The following is a 21568-nucleotide window of genomic DNA, read 5'->3' as shown; positions in this document are numbered from 1 at the left end:
GGGAGGCCGGGGCTGCTAGTTTCCCAACACCTTCTCCCCCCGTCGATGCTGCGCCCGGCCCTTCTCGCCCTCCTGTTCGCCGCGCCGCTGGCGGCCCAACCCGCGGGCCCCGACGCCCCTCCCCCCCCGACCGACCAGGAGGTGACCGCCGTGTTCACGGACGAGGCGCCCCGGATCGACGGCCGGCTCGACGAGCTGCTGTGGGACCGGATCGTGCCGATCCGGAGCTTCACACAGGTCTGGCCCGACGACGGCTCCGAGCCGACGGAGACCACCGAGGTCCGCGTCGCCTACGACCGCGACTACCTCTACGTCGCCTTCCGCAACCTCGACCGCAACCCGGAGCTGATCCGCGCCAAGAACCTTGAGCGCGGCGGCCGCAACGACCGCGACGACCACGTCTACATCGGGCTCGACACCTTCCGTGACGGCCGCAACGCGTACCTCTTCGAGATGAACGCGCTCGGGACCCAGGACGACGCGACGATCACCGACGAGGGGCTCACGATCGACAGCTTCTCGTGGGACGCCGTCTTCCGCTCCGAGACGCACATCGGGCCCGACGGGTGGACGCTCGAGGCCGCCATCCCCTTCCGCCAGCTCCGCTTCCCCGAGGGCGACGACCTCTCGTTCGGGTTCATGGTCTCGCGGATGATCAACCGCAAAAACGAGCGGGTCATCTGGCCCGACATCGGGCTCGAGCGCGGGAGCAACTTCCTCTCCCTCGCGGCGGTCTCGCGCTACGGCGTCGTAACCGGCCTCAAGGACATCAACCGGGGCCTCAACCTCGAGGTCAAGCCCTACGGCATCACCGGGGCCCAGCAGTCGCGCCCCGACCTCGGCCTCCCGACCGAAGACGCCAGCCTGACCGCCGACGCGGGCGTCGACATCAAGTACGGGCTGAGCTCCAACTTGACGCTCGACCTCACGGTCAACACCGACTTCGCGCAGGTCGAGGCCGACAACGTCCAGATCAACCTCAGCCGCTTCAGCCTGTTCTTCCCCGAGAAGCGGGAGTTCTTCCTCGAGCGCTCGGGCCTGTTCGAGCACGGCAACCCGCGCTTCACCCAAACCTTCTTCTCGCGCCGGATCGGGCTGGCGGAAGACATCCTGGCGGGCGCTCGCGTCACCGGGCAGGTCGGGCCGCTCTCGGTCGGCGCGATGAGTCTGGAGACGGGCTCGGGCCTCGACAACCTGTTCGGCTCGCAGTCGACCACCAACACCGTCGCCCGCGTCCGGGCCGACGTGCTCCCGAAGACGACCGTCGGCGCGATCGTGACGGACCTGCGAACGGCCGGCCGCTCGAACCAGGCGCTCGGCGTAGACGGGCTCGTTCGGTTCGGGCGCGGCGGCGAGGTCAGCGGGTGGGCCACCCAGGTGTGGGACACCGACCCGGACCTGACGAGTTCGGCGGGCCACGTCTTCGGCCGGGTGCAGAATCAGACCGCCGAGGTCTCGGGCTCGCTGACCAGCGTCGGCGCCGGCTACGCGCCCGCGCTCGGGTTCGTCCGCCGCCGCGACCTCCGCCGCGCCGCCGCGAGCGCCACGTACCGGCCGTTCGTCGCCGTCCCCGCCCTCCCGTTCGTCCGCCGCGTCTCGGTGAGCGCCGAGGGCGACGTGATCACCGGCCAGGACGGCGAGCTCCAGACGACCGGCGCCGCGGCCGCCGTGCGCGTCGACTTCCCCCAGCGCGACTACCTCGCGCTGAGCGTCGAGCGGAGCTTCGAGCGGCTCGAGGAGCCCTTCGCCATCCGCACGGACGAGGTCGTGGCGCCGGGCGACTACACGTTCGTCCAGCTCGGCCTGACGGGCGAGACCGACTCGAGCCGGCCGGTCTTCGGCCGCGCCTCGGCGTCGACGGGCGGCTTCTTCGACGGCACGCGGACCGACCTCTCGGCGACGGCCGGCTGGCGCCAGTCGCGGCACCTCGTCCTAGAGCCCAGCGTGTCGCACTCCGTCGTCGACGTGGGGAATGGCGACTTCGCCGTCACCGTCGGCTCGCTCTCGGCGCTCACGGCGTTCAGCCGCACGTTGTTCGGCCGGACGCTGCTCCAGTACGACAACGTCTCGCGCCAGCTCCAGGCGAACGTCCGCCTCGACTGGATCCACCGCCCCGGCTCCGACCTGTTCGTCGTGTTCAACACGGCCTACGGCCGGATCGACGAGGGCGCGGACCCACTGGACCCGCGCCGCACCGTCGTGCTCCGCGACCGGCTGGCGGTCGTCAAGCTGACGTACCTGGTGTTGATCTAGCGCGGCACGCTACCGGCCGATGGTCTTCGACTGCGCAGCCGCCTCTTCGTCCGGCTCAGCGGTCGGCTCCGCGCTCCCATCGAGGGCGTCGGCCTCGGGCGCCAACAGGGCGAGCAGGTCGGAGGTGGTGGCCAGGATCTCGACGGCCCCCTCGCGGCGGAGTTCGTCCTCGGTCCCGAACCCGCACAGCACGCCGATGGCTTGGGCGCCGACCGACGCAGCTGTCTCCATGTCCACGGTCGTGTCGCCGACGACGAGGCAACGCTCCGGCTCGACGCCCATCGCGTCGGCACAGTAGAGGAGCGGGTCGGGATACGGCTTCATCCGCGGCGTCGTCTGCGCTCCGACGACAGTCTCGAAGAGGTCCAGCACCCCGTAGTGCTCGAAAAACGCGCGGATGCGCGCTTCGCCGCCCGTCGAGAACGCGCTGATCGGGTAGCGTTCGGCGACGGCCCGGAGCATCTCGTCCACGTCGGGGACCATGTCGTGGGGGATGTGGTCGGCGGCGTCGGGGGGGTGGGATTCGGCCCGTTCCCGTTGTCCTCGCACCCGCTCCAGCACGGCACCAATGGCGTTCTTGACCGTCGCGAGCTCGTCGTCCAGGCCGAGCCGATCGATGGATCTATAGGCCGCGTTCGTCGGCGTCTCCGCGGCCATCACGAGTCGGCGCGCCAGCTCGGCCGCCCGTCGGCCGCTGACGAGCGGGATCGCGTCGAGGGCCGTTGCGACCTGAGCGACGAGGTGGTCGTCGGTGTCGGCGAGCGTGCCGTCCACGTCGAAAATGACGGCGTCGATGCGTGAGAGATCCAGCACGGGTCCGATTGAGAGGGGCCCGGCAAACTGGACCCGCCGAACGCGGATCCCTGGTCGGCGTGGGTCGGGGAAACGCCCTATCCGACTACCACCTCCCGCGTACAGTCTCCGATGCGGGAAAGGCGTCGTGACAATCTCCGCCCCCCAAGCTCAACGTTATCAACTCGACGCGCTGTCACCGATGAGCAAGACAGATTCTGTCACCCCCCTTAGACATTTCTGGCACAAGGGGTTGCAGCCGCAAGAGGTGACGGAGTACTTTCGCCGCAAGCCCGGTTCCTGATGTGGATAACTTTCCATGAAGGGCCGCCGGTTTCGGGATCGTCCCCCCTCCCAAGCCCCCCGATCAGATGAATCGTCTCATCACGGCCATGACCGCCGCCGCCGCCATCGTCGGCATCGGCGTGTTCATCGTCTTCCAGTTCTAGACGGCTCCGCCGTCTAGCTCGCGAGCGCCGCCCGGCTTGTCCCGGCGGCGCTCGCGTCGTTTCAGGGCAAGGGGCTTCAACGGTAGTGGGGGCGCGCAGGGGGTAGTCCAGAGAGGTCCGACGTCTTTCCGTAGCCCCCGAACCCAGGACCTGCCAATAGCTTGCGGACGTCTCCCACCCCACCCGCATGAGTCCCCTCGACTGGGCCATCGTCGCCGCCGTCCTGCTCTTGACCGTAGGCCTCGCGGCCGTGTACGCCCGCCGCGCGTCCAAGTCGACCGACGAGTTTTTCGCCACGGGCCGCTCGATGCCGTGGTGGCTGGCGGGCACGTCGATGGTGGCGACCACGTTCGCGGCCGACACCCCGCTGGCCGTCGCCGAGCTGGTGGCCCAGTCGGGCGTGGCGGGCAACTGGCTGTGGTGGTATGCCGCGCTCGGTGGCATCCTGACCGTGTTCTTTTTTGCGCGCCTGTGGCAGCGCAGCGGCGTGCTGACCGACGTGGAGCTGGTCGAGCTCCGCTACGACGGCGCGCCGGCCGCGTGGCTCCGCGGCGTCAAGGCCGTCTACTTCGGGCTGTTCGCGAACGCCATCGTGATCGGCTGGGTGGTGCTGGCGATGACGACCGTCTTCCGCGTCCTCTTCCCCGGGATGACCATCTTCGGCGCGAGCGAGTGGGCGGGCCTGAGCGCCCCGACGCTTGCAGTCGGCGGGCTGATGCTGCTCGTGGGCGTGTACTCGATGATCGCCGGGCTGTGGGGCATCGCCATCACCGACGTGTTCCAGTTCACGCTCGCGATGTTCGGGTCGGTCGCGCTGGCGTGGTACGCGCTCGACATCCCCGAAGTCGGGGGCATCGCCGGGCTGCGGGCCGCGCTCCCGGCGGAGGCGTTCCGGTTCACGCCGGTCGTCGGGAATGCGGTCGAGGGCGCGGCGACGCTGGCGCTCTCGGGTGTGGCGTTCGCGGCGTACCTCGGCGTTCAGTGGTGGGCGAGCTGGTACCCCGGCGCGGAGCCGGGCGGCGGCGGGTACGTAGCCCAGCGGATGCTGGCGACCCGGTCCGAGACCGACTCCGTGCTGGCGGTCCTGTGGTTCGCGATCGCGCACTACTGCATCCGGCCGTGGCCGTGGATCATCGTCGGGCTGGCGGCGCTCGTGCTGTACCCCGGGCTCGAGAACCCCGGCGAGGGCTACGTGATGGTGATGCGCGACGCGCTCCCCGCGGGCTTGCTCGGACTGCTGTTCGCCGCCTTCCTGGCCGCCTTCATGTCGACGATCTCGACCCAGCTCAACTGGGGCACCAGCTACCTCGTCAACGACCTGTACCGCCGGTTCATGGCGAAGGACCGCACGGAGCGCCACTACGTGCTCGTGTCCCGCGTCCTCACGCTCGGGCTCGCCGTCGGCGGCTTCCTGCTGGCGACCCAGCTCGACTCCGTCTCCGGCGCGTGGGGGCTGCTGCTGAGTGCCTCCGCTGGGATGGGCCTGGTCTTGATCCTGCGCTGGTACTGGTGGCGGATCAACGCATGGAGCGAGCTGGTGGCGACCGTCGTCCCGCTCGCGATGGTCGGGCTCCAGATCGTCGGCGTCGACGTGCCATTCCTGACCTCGGAGTTCCCGACCAACCTGTTCGGCATCGCCGCCATCACGACGGCCGCGTGGCTGGTCGCCACGTTCGTGACCGCGCCGACCGGGCAGGCGACGCTCGACGCCTTCTACCGGCGCGTCCGGCCGGGCGGGCCCGGCTGGCGGCCCGTCGCCGCGCGCCAGCCCGAGGTCGAGGTCGACACCGGGCTCGGGCGCCTGTTCGTGCAGTGGCTCGCGGGCAGCGCGGCCGTCTATGCCGCCCTCTTCGGCATCGGCTGGCTGGTCCTGGGCGAGCCGGTAAAGGGCGCGATCACGCTCACGGCTGCCGTCGCCGTCATCGCCGCGCTCGTCCGCTCCTTGCGCGCCGACGACGCGGCGTCGATCAGCGGATGACGACGACCCGGGTGAGCACCGCCTCGGCCAGCGTCCACACGCGGACGGCGTAGACACCCGCCGGGACGCGGCTGGCGTCCCATTGCAGCTCCGGGTAGCCCGCCGGGAGCTGGCGGCCGTCGCTCAGCACCGCCACGCGGCGGCCCTGCACGTCGTAGACCTCGGCCCGGATGCCCAGGTCGACCGGCAGTTCGAGGGGGATGTTGACGACGCCGCGCGTGGGGTTCGGGTACGAGGGGCCCGCCGCCAGCGCGTTCGGCCGCACCAACACGTTGAGTGACAGCGCCACCTCGACGGTGCCCCGGAGCGGGTCGTTGGTCGTGATGTCCAACGTCTGGGCGTATTCCGACGGCGCGACGTTGACGCCCGTCACCGTGACGTCGACCGTGGTCTCGGTGTGCGGCTCGACCGTCCCCGTCGCGGGGGCAATCTCGCGGACCCACTCCGGCAGCGCGTCCGTGTCGACATCGAACGTCAGCGGGCCGTCGCCGTCGTTCGCGATCACGAACGAGACGCTCTGGCTCACGCCCTCCAGCAGCGTCAGCTCCACACCCGTCACGTCGAGGCGGGCCGTGGGCGGCGCGAAGGCGGTCCCGCGGACGGTCACCAAGTCCTCGGGCCCGGCGGCGTCGGTGTCGATGCGGACCGCGAACGCGCCCGACTGCCGCGTCGTGATCGCGAGGTCGAGCACGGCGACCGCGCCCGGCGCCACGACCGCCGGCGCCAGCGACACGTCGGCCTGGGCGGAGCTCGCGCCGGAGACCGTGAGCGGTCGATCGGTCGCGTTCGTCACGCGGACGGCGACCGTCGTGGGCACGTTGACGAACAGGTTCTCGGTCTCGTCGTCCGCGAACGCGAGCGCGTAGCCGCCGGCGACGAGCGTCGGGCGGTACTGGCCCACGAGCGCGTCCGTCCGCTCGGCCTGCCCCGGCGTGAAGTTGGTCATGCACGAGTCGTGCGAGTAGTCCATGTAGTTGCGGACCGGGTCGAGGCCGGGGTCGAGCGGGCACGAGTCGCGCGTGACCGGGCAGCCCGAGGCGGGCGACGCCTCCTGGGGCGTGTCGGCGACGCCGTCGTTGTACGACGTGCAGCCGCCGGAGAACGTGTGGTCGAGCCCGAGCCAGTGGCCCACCTCGTGCGTACCGGTGTGGCCCAAGTTGTAGGGCGCCTCCGTTCCGCCCGGCAGGGACGTGTCTAGAATCACCACGCCGTCGTCCTCGTCGCGCTCTGAGGCGCCGTAGGGCAGCGTCGCCCAGCCGAGGTAGTCGAGCCCGAGGTCGGCCGTGTAGACGTTCAACACGCGCGCGGGGTCGATCTGCAACGCCCGCTTCATCGCGCGCTCCTCGCCCGAGCCGAGCCGGAGGCCGTCGTACCAGTCGGCGTTGTCGACCCGGTTGACGACCGCGAGCGCGAACCGGAAGCCCGTCGTGCGGAACGCTGAGTTGAGCGTGTCGACCTGGGCCTCCAGCATCGCCAGCGGCACGTCGCCCCGGCTCCCGTCGCTGAGGACGTGGACAGCGACGGGGACGGTGACGGGCGCGTCGGGCCCGACCCGGAGGGCCGACAGGCTGCGGTGGCGCTGGACGATCGCCGCGCGCTCGATGGACTGGGCGACCGTCGGCGACGGCGTCGCGCACCGACGGCCGTCGAGATGGACCTGAGCGGCGGTGACGGGCACCAGCAGAAGGAGGAGGAGGCCGACGGCGAGGGTGCGCACAGGTGCAAACGGTGTCATTCCGCAAGCTACGCGCCGGGTCGGCGGATTCGTGCCCACGTCACACGTCTCCCGGAACCGCTCGGCGTCGTGCAACATCCCCGTGGACACTCCCCTCCCGAAAGATGCCCGCGCAGTCTGGCGACACCGTTTCCGTTCACTACGCCGGCCGTCTCGACGACGGCACGCCGTTCGACTCGTCGGAGGGCCGCGAGCCGCTCCGCTTCACGCTCGGCGCTGGCCAGGTCGTCGCCGGCTTCGACGCCGCCGTCACCGGCATGGAGGTCGGCGACGAGAAGACGGTTCGCCTCGACGCGGCCGACGCCTACGGCGAGCGCCGCGACGACCTGGTGCTCCAGGCACCCCGCACGGCCTTTCCGGAGGGCGCCGCGCTCGAGCCCGGCCTGGGCGTCCAGCTCGGCTTGCAGGGCGGCGGCTCCGCCGAGGCCCAGATCGTCGAGGTGAGCGACGACACCGTGACGCTCGACGCCAACCACCCGCTCGCGGGCCAGGCCCTCACGTTCGACCTCCGGCTGGTCGATACCGCCTCGTAACCCCGCGGCGCCCCGGCCGTTGGGTGAGCTCGCCGCACGCCCCCGACGCCATGTCTCTGCTCCCGTCCGCAGGTCGCTCCGCCCTGACCCTCACGGCCCTGCTGGCGGTGGCCTTCGGCGCGGCTGCGCAGACGGACGCCCGCCGCCCACCTCTCTACCTCGCCGAGAGGGAGGGGGCCAAGGTGTACCTGCTGGGTTCGGTGCACGTGCTCCCGCAGGGCGCGCTGCCTCTCCCCGCGCACGTCGAGGCTCTGTTTACGGCCGCCTCCACCGTCGCCTTCGAGATCGACCTCGACGCCGCTTCCGCGCGGGCCGCCGACTTGTTCGCCGCCGCCACCGACGAGGCGTCAGTCGGCGACCTCCTCGACGACGACCAGCGCGCGGCGCTCTACGCGTCGATGGAGGGGCTCGGGATGCCAGCCCAGATGCTGGACCCCTACGAGCCCTGGTTCGCGGGGATGACGTACGGGATGCTGTCGCTCAAGGGCGACGGCACCTTCGGCGAGGGCGTGGACGCCTACCTCTTCCGCCGGGCTGGGGAGGCGGGCAAAGAGATCGTCGCACTGGAGACACTCGCGGACCAGATCGCCGCCTTCGACCGGCTCTCCGACACCGGGCAGGTCGCGTACCTGATGGACCTCGTCGCCACCTCTGCCGGGGCCGCCGCCGCCTTCGACGAACTCGTCGACGCCTGGGGCTCGGGCGACGATGACCGGTTGTCGGCCGTCCTGGCCCATGAACTAGGGGATGGCGAGGTGTTCGAGTCGCTGCTCGCCCGCCGCAACCGGGCGTGGCTCCCGGCCATCGTCGCTCTGCTCGACCGACAGGGCGACGTGTCGCTGGTCGTCGTCGGCGCGGGCCATCTGGTGGGCCCGGACAACGTGATTGCGCTGCTCCGCGCAGAGGGCGTCAAAGTCCGCCGGATGTAGGGCTCGCGCGGTCTGCGGCGCTAGGCCGCGTCCAGCGGCTGCACCAAGTGTCCCGTCGACCGCCCGTGCATCGCGTCGCGAAGCGCCAGCGCCAGCGTGGTCAGCACCAGGCCCGCATTCGCGTTCGCCTGGATGGCATCGGCCGCCTGCTCGACGAGGTCCGCCATCGCGCCGAGGTCCGCGTGCGGGAGCGCGGCGACGAACTTGTGGACATTGTCGGCTTGGTCGACATTGACGATCGGCGCGCCCGGCCCGCCGACCTGCGCCAGCACCAAGTCGCGGATCCACAGCGAAACCAGCCCGAGCCACGTCTTGATGCCCTCGCGGCCGAGCTTGGTGGCCGTCTGCACGACGGGCGAGACCTTGTCCGGACGCCCGCCCCACGCCGCGCGGACGAACTCAAGCGCGAGCAGCCGCTGTCCGCCGACGGCGGGGCTGCCCCACACCTCGAGGGCTCGCGTGTACGATCCGTCGGCCATCCGCGCCGCGACGGCCGCCTCGTCCGCCGGCACGCGCGAGCGCGCGACCAGGGCGGCCTCGATGACCTCGGGCGCCAGCGGGTCGAACCGCACGCGCTGGCACCGCGACAGGATCGTCGGGAGCACCAGGTCCAGCCGCTCGGCGGTGAGCACGAGCACCACGTCGGGGCCCGGCTCTTCGAGCAGCTTCAAGATCGAGTTGGCTGCCGCCGTCCGGATGCGGTCCGCGTCCGTCAGCACGCCGACGACGTGGCGGCCCTCGGCGGGGACGAACGTCATCTCGCGGCGGAGCAGCTCGTCGATGGGCCGCTTGCGGTGCTCGACCTGCTTGTTGCTGGGCCCGTCGTCGTCGAGCGCGCCGCGCTGGCGGTAGTCGACCGGCGCGTAGGGCTCGGCGGCGAGCCGCGCCAGCCGGTCGGGGTAGTCGCCCGGCCGGTCGTCCTTGTCGGCGCCCTTGCTCGTCTTCGGGAACGGGAGGTAGACGTGGAGGTCGGGGTGGATCAAGCGGGCGGCCTTGGTGCAAGCGAGGCACGTCCCGCACGCGTCGCCCTCGGGCCCGCCCGGCCGCCCGCGCCGCTCGCACAGGAGCGCCTGGGCGAACGCCAGTGCGGCGGCCCGCTTGCCGGTCCCCGCCGGGCCGTGGAGCAGGTACGCGTGCGCCACGCGGCCGCTGGCGAGCGCGTGCGCCAACAAGTCCGTCGCCCGCTCCTGCCCGATGACGCGGCTCCACATGGCGCTAGGCGGCGACGACGCTGCCGATCCGGAACGCTGGCTGCCCCAGCGCGCCGAGCACCGTCAGTGTCCGTCCGACGGACCCCTCCGGGACGACGGCGACGAGCCCGACGCCCAAGTTGAACGTCCGCCGCATGTCATCCTCGGGGACCTCGCCGATCTCCTGGATGAGCTTGAACAGCGGCGGCCGGGTCCACGCGTCCCAGTCCACGTCGAGCGCCAGTCCGTCGGGCAGGATCCGGTTCGTGTTGCCCACGAGCCCGCCGCCGGTGACGTGCGAGAACCCGTGCGCCAGGCCCTCCGACATCATCGCCTGGATGGCGTCGAGGTAGCTCTTGTGGACGCGCAGGAGCGCGTCGCCGATGCTCTCGCCGCCCAGCTCGTCCGGCGTGTCGGCCGCCACGAACCAGTCGAAGAGCACCTTGCGCGCCAGCGTGTAGCCGTTCGTGTGGAGCCCCGTCGAGGGCAGTCCGAGCAGCACGTCGCCCGCCCCGATCTGCGAGCCGTCGATGATCGCGTCGCGCTCGACGACGCCGACGATCGTGCCGGCCAAGTCGTACTCGCCGGGCCGATACATGTCGGGCATCTCGGCCGTCTCCCCGCCGATCAGCGCGCAGCCATTTTCTTTGCACGCCTGCGCAAACCCCATGACGACCGACTCGACCACGTCGGGTCGAACGGTGCCGGAGGCGAAGTAGTCGAGGAAGAACAGCGGGCGGGCACCGCTCACCGCGATGTCGTTGACGCAGTGGTTCACCAGGTCCTGGCCGACCGTCCCGTGGCGGTCGACGCGCTGGGCCACCTTCAGCTTGGTCCCGACGCCGTCCATCGACGACACCAGCACGGGGTCGCGGTACTGCTCGCGGTTGAGGGCGAAGAGCCCGCCGAACGCGCCGACGTCGGTCAAGACGCCGGGCGTGAACGTGCCCCGGACGTGCTTGGTGATCCGCCGGACGGCTTCCTCGCCCGCTTCGATGTCGACGCCGGCTTCTTTGTACGTGGCCATGGGCTCGCGCGTGTGGACCGGCAAGCTAGCGGGGCGCGGGGGGCGCGGGGCTGGAAGAGAGCACGGAGAGCGACGCCGTGGTCCGCGGGCGTCCGCGACAAGCCACCGCACGCGCGGTGTTCACCCCGTCCGCCACGGCGGGTCCGTCTTGCCCAAGAACGCTGCGACGCCGGCGCGGCAGTCGTCGGTCGCCCGAGCGAGCGCGTTGAGGCGCGTCGCGTACGACAGACCCTCCGAGAGCCCCATCGAAGGCACGTCCGCCAGCAGGCGCTTGGTGAGCGCGACGGCGCTCGCGCTGGTCTCGGTCGCCAGCTCGCGGCACAGCGCGTCCGTCGCGTCGTCGAGGTCGTCGGGCGCGACGGCGCGCGTGACGAGCCCGATCCGCTCGGCCTCGCCCGCGTCGATGAGGTGTCCCCTCAGCAGCAGGTCGCGGGCGGCGGCCTCGCCCAGCTTGCGGACCACGAAGACGGACACGATCGCCGGGACGAACCCGATCCGCGTCTCGGTAAACCCCAGTTTGACGCCGTCGGCCACGAGGGAAACGTCGCAGACCGCCGCCAGCCCGCAGCCGCCTGCAATCGCGTGGCCTTGCACCTTCGCCACGACGGGCTTGGGCAACGTGTAGATCGTCTCGAACAACCGCGCCAGCAGCTCGGAGTCCGCGAGGTTGACCTCAGCACTCGCGGACGCCAGCGCTTGCAGCGCGGACAGGTCGGCGCCCGCGGAGAACGCCCGTCCGGTCCCGGTCAGCACGACGACGCGGACGGCGGCGTCGCGCCCAGCCTCGGCGAGCGCGTCGGTGAGTGCGGCCACCAGCTCGGCGGACAGCGCGTTGCGGACCTCGGGGCGGTCCAGGGTGAGCGTGAGGACGGGGCCGTCGAGGGAGGACGTGAGCACGGGCGGAGAGGCAGGGAGTCTGGAAGATCGCCCCAACGCCCGTCGCCTCAGACGCCCAGCAGCTCGCGCACCGCCGCCACGCGCTCCGCCAGCGACCCGCCGACGACGGTGTACGGGATGCCGCGCACGGTCAAGTCGTTGCGGATCGCGCCGTCCTGATACCGTTGCACCTCGGGGTGCGCCCGGTGGCCGTCCACGTCGAACGGGAGGTCGGGCGCGCAGACGACGGTGTGGGCGTACCGCTCGCGGCACCGATCGGCATACGCCTGGACCTCGGGGGGGCACGCGCCGAAGAAAAAGAAGGCGTACTGCTGCGTCGTCAACGCATTCGTGTCGACGAGCAGAACGCGGCTCGCGCGAGGCGCCAGCGCGTCTTCGAGCGCGACCTGCTCGCGGCAGATCGTCACGTACTCCGCCAGCGGGAGGTCGCCGCCGGCCTCCACGTAGAGCCGCCGCCCGACTTCCTCGACGTAGGGCTCGCCCAGCGCGTTCGCGACCGCTTGCGCCAGCGTCGTCTTGCCCGTCGACTCGGCGCCCAGAAAAGCGACGCGCTGGACCGGTCCGCTACGCGACGGCAAAACTCCCCTCCTCGGTCTGCTCCGCGACGATCCGGCGCCATTGCACGATGCCCTGCACGCACAGCGCCAGCAGGACCGCGTACACGCCCGCCGTCAGGTACAGCGCCTTCGTGCCGTAGACGACGACCGCCACCACGTCGACGGCGATCCACAGCGCCCAGTGGTCGATCACCCGGCGCATCATCAGGAGTTGGGCGACGACGCTCCCGCCCAGGATGAACGAGTCGGGGTACGGCAGCGCGGCGTCGGTGAAGCGGTCGAAGACGGTCCCAAAGAAGACCACCGCGAGCGCGACGGCCGCCAGCGCGATGCCCCGCTGGCGCGGCGCGAGTGTCGAGATCGGCAGCTCGGTCCGGCCCTCGCCCCCGAACCGCCACGTCCACCAGCCGACGACGCACGTCCCGAGGAAAAAGGCCTGGAGCACGACGTCGGCGTAGAGCTTGGCGCCGGCGAACAGGACCGCGAACAGCGACACGGCCACCATCCCCGTCCACCACGTGTGGACGCTGTTGCGCCGGGCGAGATACACCGAGGCGACGAGGGCGACGTTGGCGGCGATCTCCAGGCTCATGGCGCAAGCTACCCGAACCGGCCAACGGCTACTCCCCCACCAGGAACCGGTACAGCGGCCACAGCTCTTCCTGGGCGTCGATGGCCGCGCCGACGAGCCCCCCCCCCAGCGCCTCCGCCTGCTCGCGGGAGATCTTCCGCATCACCCAGATCCCCTTGGCTCGCGCCAGCCCGTCGGGGATCGCATCATGCGGCTCCGAAAACTCGGGGTGCCCCTCGGGCTTGGTGACGTGCGGGGCGAACGCCAGCCGGTAGCCGCTCGCCAGCAGGGCGTTGAGGATCGGGAGCGACTCGGCGGGCTGATCGACCAGCCGGGACCGGGCGGGGCCGAACAGGCCCGTCGCGTAGCTGCCGATGTACAGCCCCCACCGGAAGCCGTCCGGATAGACGGCGTGGCTGAGCTGGACGTCGGTGAGCCGCTTGCGGGGCAGGCGGTAGAAGCTCATCCACAGGTGGCTGTGGGAGCCGCCCCGGCCGAAGTCGTTCTTCAGGATCCGCGAGAACACGTTGCGCTCGGTCTCGAAGGGCAGGCCATTCGGGAGCACCCAGTTGACGGCGAGGTCGTCGCGGTAGCGCTTGAACGGGGCCATGACGGCGCGGTCGAGGATCGGCTTGAGCTCTTGATAGGTGCCGATGTGGGGGTCGGCGCGCAGGGCCGCGAGGGCGTCGTAGCCCTCGGGCGGGAAGCCCTCGAAGGTCAGGTCGAGGGGCGGGCGGACGAAGGTGTCAGGGAGCACGGAAAAACTGTCAGTCGGCGGGGCCTACCCCGCGCCGGCGGCGCTGTTCTCGGTGTCAGCCTGACAGCCGGACGGGCGCAACGACTGACAACTTGTTCCAATAACGGGTGTGGCACGGAGTCTGAATCCCCGGTCTCCGCCCTCCGGGCACCCTGTTCCATCCATCCCCTCCCCTCCTATGACGACGATCCCGTTCCGCCCCGGCCGCGACTTCGCCATCCTGCGCCGGGAGATGGACCGCCTCTTCGACGACGTGTCGCGTGGTGACCGCGACGCCGAGGCCGTGTGGACGCCCCGCTCCGACGTCTCCGAGACCGACGACGCCTACGTCCTCAGCCTCGACCTCCCCGGCATCGACCGCGACACGCTCGACGTGACGCTCGACGACGGCACGCTCAAGATCTCCGGCGAGCGCCGCCGCGCCGACGAGCAGACCGACGGCCGCTTCCACCGTGTCGAGCGCGCCTACGGCCGCTTTTTCCGCTCGTTCACATTGGGCACCGACGTCGACGACGACGCCATCGAGGCCACGTTCGATGATGGTGTCCTGACGCTCCGCGTCGGCAAGAGCCCGGCGGTGCAGCCGCGCCGGATCCCGGTCGGCACACGCTCGCGGCTTGCCCAGCACGCGGGCGACGGCCACGTCGGGGCCTCCGAGCCGGTGGAGGCCGACTAACCCTCTCCCCCGCTCACGACCTGCGCCTCGGGCTTCGGCTCGGGGCGCCGTCGTTTGCGGACAGCGGTTTACCGCGCCAACACCGTCACTCGGCGCGAGACGGTCCGCCCGCCCGCTGTCACGCGGACGACGTAGACGCCGGCCGGCACGCGGTCCCCGACCCACCGGAGCACCCGCTCGCTCGCGAGCGTCCCGTCGTACAGCGTCGCCAGCCGCCGGCCGCGCACGTCGAACACGGCCACCTCGACGGGGCCGGGTCGGGCTGGCGCGACGCGGATCGAGACGGCGGACCGAGTCGGATTCGGGCCGACGCGAACGGACACGGCGGCTGGCGGGGCCGAGGCTGTCGTCACCGTCCCGAGGTCGACGGTGTAAACCCCTCGGCCGTACGTGGCCGCTGCCAGCAGGGTGCCGTCGAGGTCGAGGTCGGTGACGGGGACGACGGGCAGTCCGGACGCGAGCGGTGCCCACCCGGCCCCGCCGGTCGACAGGAAGACGCCCACGTCGGTGGCGACCGCGAGCCCGTCGTCGGTCGGCAGGAAGAGCACGTCGTTCGCGGGCGCGTCAGGCAGGCCATCCGCGAGCGGCGTCCACGTCGCGCCGCCGTCGTCGGTGCGGAAGACCTGGGCGGCGGACTCGGCCCACCGGAAGCCGGAGACGGTGACGGCAGCCGTCCCGGATCGCGTCGGATGCGCGGTCACCCGCGTAATCCAGCGCTCGGGGAGCCCCGCCGAGACCTCGACCCACGTGTCCCCGTCGTCCGTCGTGCGCCAGACTCGGCCCGTGTCGGTCCCCGCCCACAGCACGCCCGGCGCTGCGGGCGAGGCCGAGATCGTGGTGATCGTCTTGTAGACCAGGTTGCCCGCCGCGCCCCCCGGCGCCAGCGACGGCGAGATCACCGTCCACGTCTCGCCCCGATCCCGCGAGCGGTGGACGCGGTCGGAGCCGACGTAGAGCTCGCTTGGGTCGAACGGCGACAGCTCGAGGGGCGCGCTCCAGTTCCAGCGCGACGCGTTGGGCGAGATAAACCGTGCGCCTCCGCCATCGGGCGAGGTGCGCAAGAAGTTGCCGTACTGGTACGAGACGTAGAGCACGTCCGGGTCGGACGGGTCGAAGCGCGTGTACTGGCCGTCGCCCCCGAACACGTCGGTCCACATCGGCGTGCCGCCCGTATCGAGGACGGTCCCGTTGTCCTGCGTCCCGCCGACGAGCCGCCCGCGGTCCGCGTCGACGGTGTAGAACTGGGTCGAGGGGAGCCCGGCAGCGGCGCGCCACAAGTCGCCGCCGGTCTCGGATCGGTAGACGCCCCCGTCGTTCCCCGCGATCAGCCGGTCCGGATCTGACGGGTCGATCCACAGCGCGTGGTGGTCGACGTGCATCCCGCCGTTCGCGTCGAAAAAGCTGGCGCCGCCGTCGGTCGACTTCCCGAGTTCGAACCACGGCAGGTAGACGGTGCGCCAGTCGGTTGGGTCGACGCGGACCTGGCCGAACCACCACCCGTAGCTGGGCGAGAAGACGCTCCCCGGCTGGCGCGCCCAGGTGTCGCCGCCGTCGTCGGAGCGGTAGAGGCCGGACAGGAAGCCCGTCGCGTCGGTCGCGGCGGCATAGACCGTCGAGGGCCGCGAGGCGGCGATCGACAGGCCGATGCGGCCCACGTCGTCGCCCGTGGGCAGGCCTCCCGCCAGCGGCGCCCACGTCCGGCCGCCGTCGGCGGAGCGCCAGACGCCCGAACCCGGGCCGCCATAGTCGCGCCTTTCCAGCCGTCGGCTCCGCTCCCACGTCGCCGCAAAGACCGTGTCCGGGTGCGTCGGATGGATCGCGAGGTCGATGGCGCCCGTCCCCTCGTCCACGAACAGCGTCTGCGTCCAGCTGGCGCCGCCGTCGTCGGAGCGGTAGACGCCCCGATCGGGCGTGTCGGTGTAGAGCGCGCCCATCGCGGCGACGAGCAGCACGTCGGGGTCCGTCGGATCGACGGCGAGCCGGCCGATCGACGCGGTCCGCTCGAGTCCGAGCGGCTCGAAGCTGGCGCCGCCGTCGCGCGTCCGCCAGACGCCCGAGCCCTCGAAGGCGACCGACCCGCCGCCCCCGTTCGCCTCGCCGGTCCCGACGTAGAGCGTGCCCGGATCCGACGGGTCGAGCGCGAGCGCGCCGACGGGCGCGGTGAAGGCGTCGCCCCCAACCGCCGTGAAGCTGGCGCCACCGTCAGAGGTCTGGAACAGCCCGCCCGTCGCCGTGCCAACGGTGAACCGGTCGAACGACTCGACCGCGAGCGCCGTCACGCGGCCGGACACATTCGTGGGCCCCGCAAACCGCCAGCCCGTCCCCGTCGTGCGCGCCGGCAACCGAGACGCCACGTCGCGAGCCGCTTGGCGGAGCGCCTCGCCGTCGATCCGGCCGACGGGGAAGGCCCGCTGGCGAAAGAACGCGTCGTCGGGCTCGACGGGGCCCGGCGTCTCGTCGGCCGGCGGCTGCGGAACGCCGGCCGACTGGAGGACCCACGCCGCAACAACCGCGATGAGGAGGGCGGCGACGACGGCGACGGCGCGGAAGCGCCCCTCGGACGAGACCTGGGACATGGCTACGAGCGGAGTGCCCCCGCAAGATCGTCGGCGGCGCAGTCACGATTGAAGGGGCGCACCTACTTGCGGATTGGCACCCGAGGGCTATGCTGACGACGGCTCCATCCCCCCCACCCCCTCCGGAACCATGCGTCTTCTCCTCCCCCTCCTCTTGGTCGTCCTCGTGTCGCTGGCGCCCGTCCGCGCCCAGGTCAGCTTCGCGCCGATGATTGGCTATGACATCGACGCCGAGGCCGCCACGCTCGGGCTCGCGTTCGAGTTCGCCGCGCCCCTGGTGGCCGCCCCCTTGCAGCCCGCCATCCGGCCGTCCGTCGAGTTCATCTTTTTCGATAGCGATGCGACCTACGTCCGCGCGGATGGCGACCTCATCGCTCGGTTCGACACGGGCGGGCCGCTCATGCCCTACGCCAAGGGTGGCGTGACCGTCGAGTACTTCGACTCCGGCGTGATCGACAACACAGAAGTCGGGCTCAACCTCGGCGGCGGCGTCGAGGTCAACCGCGTGTTCGTCGAGGGCGCCGTCGGGTTCGGCGACATCAGCGACTTGCGCGTTCGGGCCGGCTTCCGGTTCTGAGCGACTAACGTCCCGCTGGCGACCGTCGCCAGCGGGGCGTCAGTCGGATGACGTGCGCTCGCCGGCCATGAAGGCGACGGCGTCGGCGACCATGGCCGGGCTGCCAATAACGACTGGCGTGCGGTCGTGCAGCGCCTGCGGCTCCACGTCCAAGATTGAGCCGCTACCCGTCTCCGCGCGCCCGCCCGCCTGCTCCACGATGAAGGCCATCGGGTTGGCCTCGTACATCAGCCTCAGCTTGCCGTTCGGGTTGCGCGTGTTGGTCGGGTAGATGTAGACGCCGCCCTTCATCAGATTGCGGTGGAAGTCGGCCACGAACGACCCGATGTAGCGCGTCGTGTAGGGTCGGGGCGGGTCGTCGTCGGGCGCCTCCGTCTGCATCCATTTGATGTACTCCTTGAGGCCCGGCTCCCACGAGTTGTAGTTGCCTTCGTTGATCGAGTAGATCACGCCCCGATCGGGCGTCGTGATGTCGGGGTGCGAGAGCAGGAACTCGCCGATGGACGGGTCGAGCGTGAAGCCGTTGACGCCGTTCCCGGTCGTGTAGACCAGGATCGTCGAGGACCCGTAGACGACGTAGCCGGCGGCGACCTGCTCGCGGCCGCGCTGCAGCGCGCTCGCCATCGTGACGCGGCCGACGTGGTCGTCCGGCACCCGGTAGATCGAGAAGATGGTCCCGATCGAGACGTTGACGTCGACGTTCGAGGACCCGTCGAGCGGGTCGAAGAGGACGACGTACTTGCCCTGGCAGTCGTCGAACAGGAGCGGAATCGCCTCGGCGTGCTCCTCAGAGCCGATCAGGCAGACCTCGCCGCCGCGCCGCAGCGCGCGGACGAACTCCTCGTGCGCCAGCAGGTCGAGCTTCTTTTGGACCTCGCCCTGCACGTTGACGTCGCCCGTGTCGCCGAAGATGTCGACGAGCCCGGCCTTGCGGACGTCGCGGTCGACGATCTTGGCCGCGATCACGATGTCGCGCAGCAGGCGCGAAAACTGGCCCTTCGAGCCGGGCGTATCCACCTCGCGCTCGATGATGAACTGCTCGAGGGTGGTGAGCGAGCCGCCGCCCGTGGCGAGCGTGGAGCCGGAGGCGCCGTTCGAGGAGAGGTCCATGGAGTGCTGAGGGTCTTGAAAGCGCTACCGGAGCGCGCAAGCTAGCCCGCCAGCCGACCCGCCGTGGTGAGGCTTCGGAGCACGTCCGCCGTGCGGCCGCCCACGTCGGCCCCGTCGCGCCACTCGCCGACGAGCCGCGCCAGCGACGCGCCGTCGTCGACGTCGTAGTGGGCGGGGAGCACGACGGGCTGGAGCCCGGCCTGGCCGGCGCGGTCGAGCGTGTCCTGAAAGACGCGGTCGTGGCTGTAGTCCATGTCGAAAAGGTCCGGGACGATCTCGTTGAGCCCGAGGAGGGTGTAGCCGCCGTCGTCGCTGGGCCCGATCACGGCCGTCATCGGGGTGCGAAGCGCGTCGAGGGCGAGCTCGACGAAGGGCATCGGGAGCGTCGGGTGGTCGGTCCCGATGACGACGGCGCGGTCGTGGCCGGCGGCGAAGGCCTCGACGAAGGCGTAGAGCATCCGCTCGCCCAGCCCCCGCCCCCGCTGCCCGCGCACGTCGATGGCTTCCGGGACATCGGCCAGCGTGCCGCCCGCGAGGTGGAGCCGGACGGCCACGGCTGGCGCCAGCGCGGCGTAGCGGTCGAGCGCGTCGCGCAGGAACGCGTCGTAGAGCGCGGCCGCGTCGGCGGGCGCGAGCGCCGGGCTGAGGCGGGTTTTTACCTGGCCGGGGACGGGCGCCTTCGCGAAGACGAGCAGGGCCGCGCTCATAGGTCGTCGGGCCCAGGGCCGTCCGCCAGCGCCTCGAGGTCGATGTCGAGGAGCTCGGCCTCGACCACGTCGGCGAAGGTGATGATCACGCCGTCCTCGCTCGGCAAGGGCACGACGGAGACGCGGAACGAGCCGGAGAGCCCGTCGGTGTCGTACGGGACGACGACGCTGGAGGGCCCGTCCCCGTCGGCGACGCCGGCGTACATCGCGAACAGCCCGGCCTCGACGGTCCCCGGAAACACGTCGAGCAGGCGATGGCCGATCATCCCGGCGGGCGGGCGGCCCAGAATCTCGCCGGCGCGGGGGTTGACCAGGATGATCTCGAAGTCGACCACGGCCCCCTCCTGGCGGACGGCGGTGAACGCCATCACGCCGTCCGGCGTGGCCGACATCACCGACCGGAGCAGCGCGACGGCGCGGTCGGCGTCGCCGGCGGCGAGCACCTCGGGCAGGCGCTCGCGGAACAGCACGACGGCGCCCGCCACGTCCCCATCCTCCAGGATGGGCGTGACGGCGTACGACACCGGGAACGCCGACCCGTCCTTGCGCCAGAACACCTCGGTCTCGCAGGTGCGCGGCTTGCCGTCCTGCAGGGTCGCGTAGATCAGGCAGTCGGCGGCCGGGTAGGGCTTCCCGTTGGGCCGGTGGTGGTGGATGAGGTCGTGCTGGTGCGAGCCGACCTGCTCGGGCACGGTCCACCCCGTCATCTCCACGGCCGCCGCGTTGACGAACGTGGTCTTGCCCTCGCGGTCGAGGCCGTAGATCCCTTCGGAGGCCGACTCCAGCACCGACCGGTACAGCGTCTCGGCCTCGATGCGGCTCCGCTCGGCCCGGTCAAGCGAGATCTGGCGACCGACGGCCTGCGTCATCACTTCGAGCAGGTCGCGCTCTGTCGCGGTGAACCCGCCGGGCCGCGGCTCAGGCGAGATGAAGTTGAGCGTCCCGAACATCTCCCCGTCCACGATCACCGGCGAGCCGATGTACGCCCGGAACCCCCGGTCGGTACAGGCGGGGTGATCGGGCACGTCGTCGGCCGCGTCGGCATAGGCGACCGTCGCCCCCGAGTTCACGACGGCGTCGCAGAAGGCTTCCTGAATGGGGATCGTGAGCCCGGGCTGCACCGAGGGGTCCGGCGAGACGATGGCCTCGAGCCGGTAGAGCCTCTTGCCCGTGGTGGCGTCGAATGGGGTCGCCGCCAGGATCCCGACGGGCAGGTCGAACATCTCGCACCCGGCTGCCAGGTAGGCGTCGTAGCGCGCCTCGGCAGACGCGTGGTCGGCCGTCGTGATGCTGTGCAGGATCTTGAGGTCCTCGGAGAACGCCTCGAGCTGCCCGGTCCGCTCGGCGACCGCGTCTTCGAGAACGCGGTTCGCGCGGGCGATGTCGCGGCGAAACTGGCGCCGGTTGGCGTCGTCGCGGCTGAGCGACACCACGCAGAGCTGGCCGTCGTACTCCACCAGCCGGGCCGACGTCGACATGTAGAGGCGATGGTCGTCGCGGGTGCGGTGGACCGACTCGAACTGCCCTTTCCGCTCGCGCCGGAGCTCCTCCACGGCCATCCCGGCGTCGAACCGTTTGGTGTCGATGATGTCCGCGATGGACATCTCGCGGAGCTCGTCGGCGGAGTACCCGTAGCGGCTGACGGCGGCGGCGTTGAAGGCGATAAACGAGCCCGGGCCGTCGGGGCGCAAGGGGTAGACGAAGATGACGTCGCCGAGCGCGTCCAAGAGCGTCCGCGAGCGGTCTTCCTGCTGGGCCAGCTTTTCCTGGGCCTCGCGCAGCGCCAGCACTTCGTGGCGGTCGGAGACATCGTCGAACACGACGGCGACCGCGCCCTCGTCGATCGGGACGGCCTGCACGGCGTACGTCGACCGCGCGATCCGGTCGTCGCCGTACTCGATGGTGCCGAGGTCGCGGGGCTCGCTGGTGCGGACCACCTCGAGGTAGGCGTCAAGGATTCCGGTCTCTTCCACATCGGGGGCGATCTCGATCAAGAGGCGGCCCACCTCGGAGGCGAGGTCCAGGCCGGTGATCTCGCTGGAGGCGGGGTTGCCGTAGATGAGCCGGAACGAGAGGGCGTCGTCCGGATCGTCGAGGCGGTAGATCGAGACGCCGAGGGGGAGCCGGTTGAGCAGCTCCGCCCCTGAGGTCAGGGCGTCGGGGAGAGTCGAGAGGGGCATGCGGGAGAGGGCCAGGGGAGGCGCCGGTGCAGATCCGGCGCCTGTCATGGAGCGATCCGAGTGGGGACATGGAA

Annotated in this window: 18 protein-coding genes; 6 read left to right on the top strand and 12 right to left on the bottom strand. The window is 71.3% G+C overall.

From position 1 onward, the window contains the following. The first annotated feature begins 45 nt into the window (after positions 1–45). Positions 46–2253, top strand: a complete 2208-nt coding sequence (locus ACLII4_RS09965) for a DUF5916 domain-containing protein (protein WP_412067244.1) — start codon at positions 46–48, stop codon at positions 2251–2253. 9 nt (positions 2254–2262) lie between these two features. Here the strand turns inward: ACLII4_RS09965 and ACLII4_RS09960 are convergent, their stop codons facing one another. Then, entirely contained in the window at positions 2263–3066 is an 804-nt protein-coding gene (locus ACLII4_RS09960; protein ID WP_412067243.1) for an HAD family hydrolase, read from the bottom strand. Between the two features lie 615 nt (positions 3067–3681). Here ACLII4_RS09960 and ACLII4_RS09955 point away from each other — a divergent pair. Further along, entirely contained in the window at positions 3682–5472 is a 1791-nt protein-coding gene (locus ACLII4_RS09955) for a sodium:solute symporter family protein (protein ID WP_412067242.1), read from the top strand. Here ACLII4_RS09955 and ACLII4_RS09950 read toward each other — a convergent pair. Continuing rightward, complete coding sequence (locus tag ACLII4_RS09950; RefSeq protein WP_412067241.1) at positions 5462–7189, bottom strand: M43 family zinc metalloprotease; 1728 nt, start codon at positions 7187–7189, stop codon at positions 5462–5464. The genes ACLII4_RS09955 and ACLII4_RS09950 overlap by 11 nt on opposite strands. Before the next feature lie 122 nt (positions 7190–7311). Between ACLII4_RS09950 and ACLII4_RS09945 the strand changes: the two genes are divergently transcribed. Continuing rightward, positions 7312–7740: an FKBP-type peptidyl-prolyl cis-trans isomerase gene (locus tag ACLII4_RS09945; protein WP_412067240.1), complete on the top strand. Its 429-nt coding sequence runs from the start codon at positions 7312–7314 to the stop codon at positions 7738–7740. A 50-nt stretch (positions 7741–7790) separates the two neighbouring features. Beyond that, the gene (locus ACLII4_RS09940; RefSeq protein WP_412067239.1) at positions 7791–8669 is read left to right on the top strand and encodes a TraB/GumN family protein; all 879 of its coding nucleotides are present in this window, start codon (positions 7791–7793) and stop codon (positions 8667–8669) included. A gap of 20 nt (positions 8670–8689) precedes the next feature. Here the strand turns inward: ACLII4_RS09940 and ACLII4_RS09935 are convergent, their stop codons facing one another. The 6 genes from ACLII4_RS09935 to ACLII4_RS09910 all read right to left on the bottom strand — a co-directional run bounded on the left by ACLII4_RS09935 (position 8690) and on the right by ACLII4_RS09910 (position 13668). After that, positions 8690–9880 carry an ATP-binding protein gene (locus tag ACLII4_RS09935; protein ID WP_412067238.1) on the bottom strand — a complete coding sequence of 397 codons (1191 nt, stop codon included), beginning with the start codon at positions 9878–9880 and terminating at the stop codon, positions 8690–8692. 4 nt (positions 9881–9884) lie between these two features. Then, positions 9885–10886 carry a phosphoribosylformylglycinamidine cyclo-ligase gene (purM, locus tag ACLII4_RS09930; protein ID WP_412067237.1) on the bottom strand — a complete coding sequence of 334 codons (1002 nt, stop codon included), beginning with the start codon at positions 10884–10886 and terminating at the stop codon, positions 9885–9887. A 120-nt stretch (positions 10887–11006) separates the two neighbouring features. Further along, the gene (locus ACLII4_RS09925) at positions 11007–11783 is read right to left on the bottom strand and encodes an enoyl-CoA hydratase/isomerase family protein (RefSeq protein ID WP_412067236.1); all 777 of its coding nucleotides are present in this window, start codon (positions 11781–11783) and stop codon (positions 11007–11009) included. A 47-nt stretch (positions 11784–11830) separates the two neighbouring features. Further along, positions 11831–12361 (bottom strand): AAA family ATPase, encoded by a 531-nt coding sequence (locus tag ACLII4_RS09920; RefSeq protein WP_412067235.1) that lies wholly within the window; start codon positions 12359–12361, stop codon positions 11831–11833. After that, positions 12348–12932, bottom strand: coding sequence for a nicotinamide riboside transporter PnuC (gene pnuC, locus ACLII4_RS09915; RefSeq protein ID WP_412067234.1), 585 nt, complete (start codon positions 12930–12932; stop codon positions 12348–12350). Before pnuC ends, ACLII4_RS09920 begins: the two co-directional genes overlap by 14 nt. A 28-nt stretch (positions 12933–12960) precedes the next feature. Next, entirely contained in the window at positions 12961–13668 is a 708-nt protein-coding gene (locus tag ACLII4_RS09910) for a hypothetical protein (protein ID WP_412067233.1), read from the bottom strand. 178 nt (positions 13669–13846) lie between these two features. Between ACLII4_RS09910 and ACLII4_RS09905 the strand changes: the two genes are divergently transcribed. Then, complete coding sequence (locus tag ACLII4_RS09905; RefSeq protein ID WP_412067232.1) at positions 13847–14344, top strand: Hsp20/alpha crystallin family protein; 498 nt, start codon at positions 13847–13849, stop codon at positions 14342–14344. Positions 14345–14412: 68 nt separating this feature from the next. On the opposite strand, the gene ACLII4_RS09900 is transcribed toward ACLII4_RS09905, so the two are convergent. Continuing rightward, positions 14413–16920, bottom strand: a complete 2508-nt coding sequence (locus ACLII4_RS09900; RefSeq protein WP_412067231.1) for a T9SS type A sorting domain-containing protein — start codon at positions 16918–16920, stop codon at positions 14413–14415. Between the two features lie 130 nt (positions 16921–17050). Here ACLII4_RS09900 and ACLII4_RS09895 point away from each other — a divergent pair, with 130 nt between their 5' ends. After that, complete coding sequence (locus ACLII4_RS09895) at positions 17051–17497, top strand: hypothetical protein (RefSeq protein WP_412067230.1); 447 nt, start codon at positions 17051–17053, stop codon at positions 17495–17497. 39 nt (positions 17498–17536) lie between these two features. Here ACLII4_RS09895 and fbp read toward each other — a convergent pair whose 3' ends face one another. Genes fbp through ACLII4_RS09880 form a run of 3 tightly spaced genes read right to left on the bottom strand, consistent with a single transcriptional unit; the run spans position 17537 to position 21494 of the window. Beyond that, positions 17537–18607, bottom strand: a complete 1071-nt coding sequence (gene fbp, locus ACLII4_RS09890; protein WP_412067229.1) for a class 1 fructose-bisphosphatase — start codon at positions 18605–18607, stop codon at positions 17537–17539. A 41-nt stretch (positions 18608–18648) separates the two neighbouring features. Next, entirely contained in the window at positions 18649–19314 is a 666-nt protein-coding gene (locus ACLII4_RS09885; RefSeq protein WP_412067228.1) for a TIGR04282 family arsenosugar biosynthesis glycosyltransferase, read from the bottom strand. Then, a complete protein-coding gene (locus tag ACLII4_RS09880; protein ID WP_412067227.1) occupies positions 19311–21494 on the bottom strand; it encodes a PAS domain S-box protein in 2184 nt (727 codons plus the stop codon). The genes ACLII4_RS09885 and ACLII4_RS09880 overlap by 4 nt, the downstream gene beginning before the upstream one ends. Positions 21495–21568: the final 74 nt, after the last annotated feature.

This window comes from Rubrivirga aquatilis, assembly GCF_046845665.1.
In the GTDB taxonomy this organism is placed as follows: domain Bacteria; phylum Bacteroidota; class Rhodothermia; order Rhodothermales; family Rubricoccaceae; genus Rubrivirga.
This window is presented reverse-complemented; position numbering and strand designations above follow the sequence as displayed.

What these genes read in the sequence shown, in the direction of transcription:
- ACLII4_RS09965 (WP_412067244.1), top strand. Translation starts at nt 46, where the DNA reads ATGCTGCGCCCGGCCCTTCTCGCCCTCCTGTTCGCCGCGCCGCTGGCG.
- ACLII4_RS09955 (WP_412067242.1), top strand. Translation starts at nt 3,682, where the DNA reads ATGAGTCCCCTCGACTGGGCCATCGTCGCCGCCGTCCTGCTCTTGACC.
- ACLII4_RS09945 (WP_412067240.1), top strand. Translation starts at nt 7,312, where the DNA reads ATGCCCGCGCAGTCTGGCGACACCGTTTCCGTTCACTACGCCGGCCGT.
- ACLII4_RS09940 (WP_412067239.1), top strand. Translation starts at nt 7,791, where the DNA reads ATGTCTCTGCTCCCGTCCGCAGGTCGCTCCGCCCTGACCCTCACGGCC.
- ACLII4_RS09935 (WP_412067238.1), bottom strand. Translation starts at nt 9,880, where the DNA reads ATGTGGAGCCGCGTCATCGGGCAGGAGCGGGCGACGGACTTGTTGGCG.
- purM (WP_412067237.1), bottom strand. Translation starts at nt 10,886, where the DNA reads ATGGCCACGTACAAAGAAGCCGGCGTCGACATCGAAGCGGGCGAGGAA.
- pnuC (WP_412067234.1), bottom strand. Translation starts at nt 12,932, where the DNA reads ATGAGCCTGGAGATCGCCGCCAACGTCGCCCTCGTCGCCTCGGTGTAT.
- ACLII4_RS09905 (WP_412067232.1), top strand. Translation starts at nt 13,847, where the DNA reads ATGACGACGATCCCGTTCCGCCCCGGCCGCGACTTCGCCATCCTGCGC.
- ACLII4_RS09900 (WP_412067231.1), bottom strand. Translation starts at nt 16,920, where the DNA reads ATGTCCCAGGTCTCGTCCGAGGGGCGCTTCCGCGCCGTCGCCGTCGTC.
- ACLII4_RS09895 (WP_412067230.1), top strand. Translation starts at nt 17,051, where the DNA reads ATGCGTCTTCTCCTCCCCCTCCTCTTGGTCGTCCTCGTGTCGCTGGCG.
- fbp (WP_412067229.1), bottom strand. Translation starts at nt 18,607, where the DNA reads ATGGACCTCTCCTCGAACGGCGCCTCCGGCTCCACGCTCGCCACGGGC.
- ACLII4_RS09885 (WP_412067228.1), bottom strand. Translation starts at nt 19,314, where the DNA reads ATGAGCGCGGCCCTGCTCGTCTTCGCGAAGGCGCCCGTCCCCGGCCAG.
- ACLII4_RS09880 (WP_412067227.1), bottom strand. Translation starts at nt 21,494, where the DNA reads ATGCCCCTCTCGACTCTCCCCGACGCCCTGACCTCAGGGGCGGAGCTG.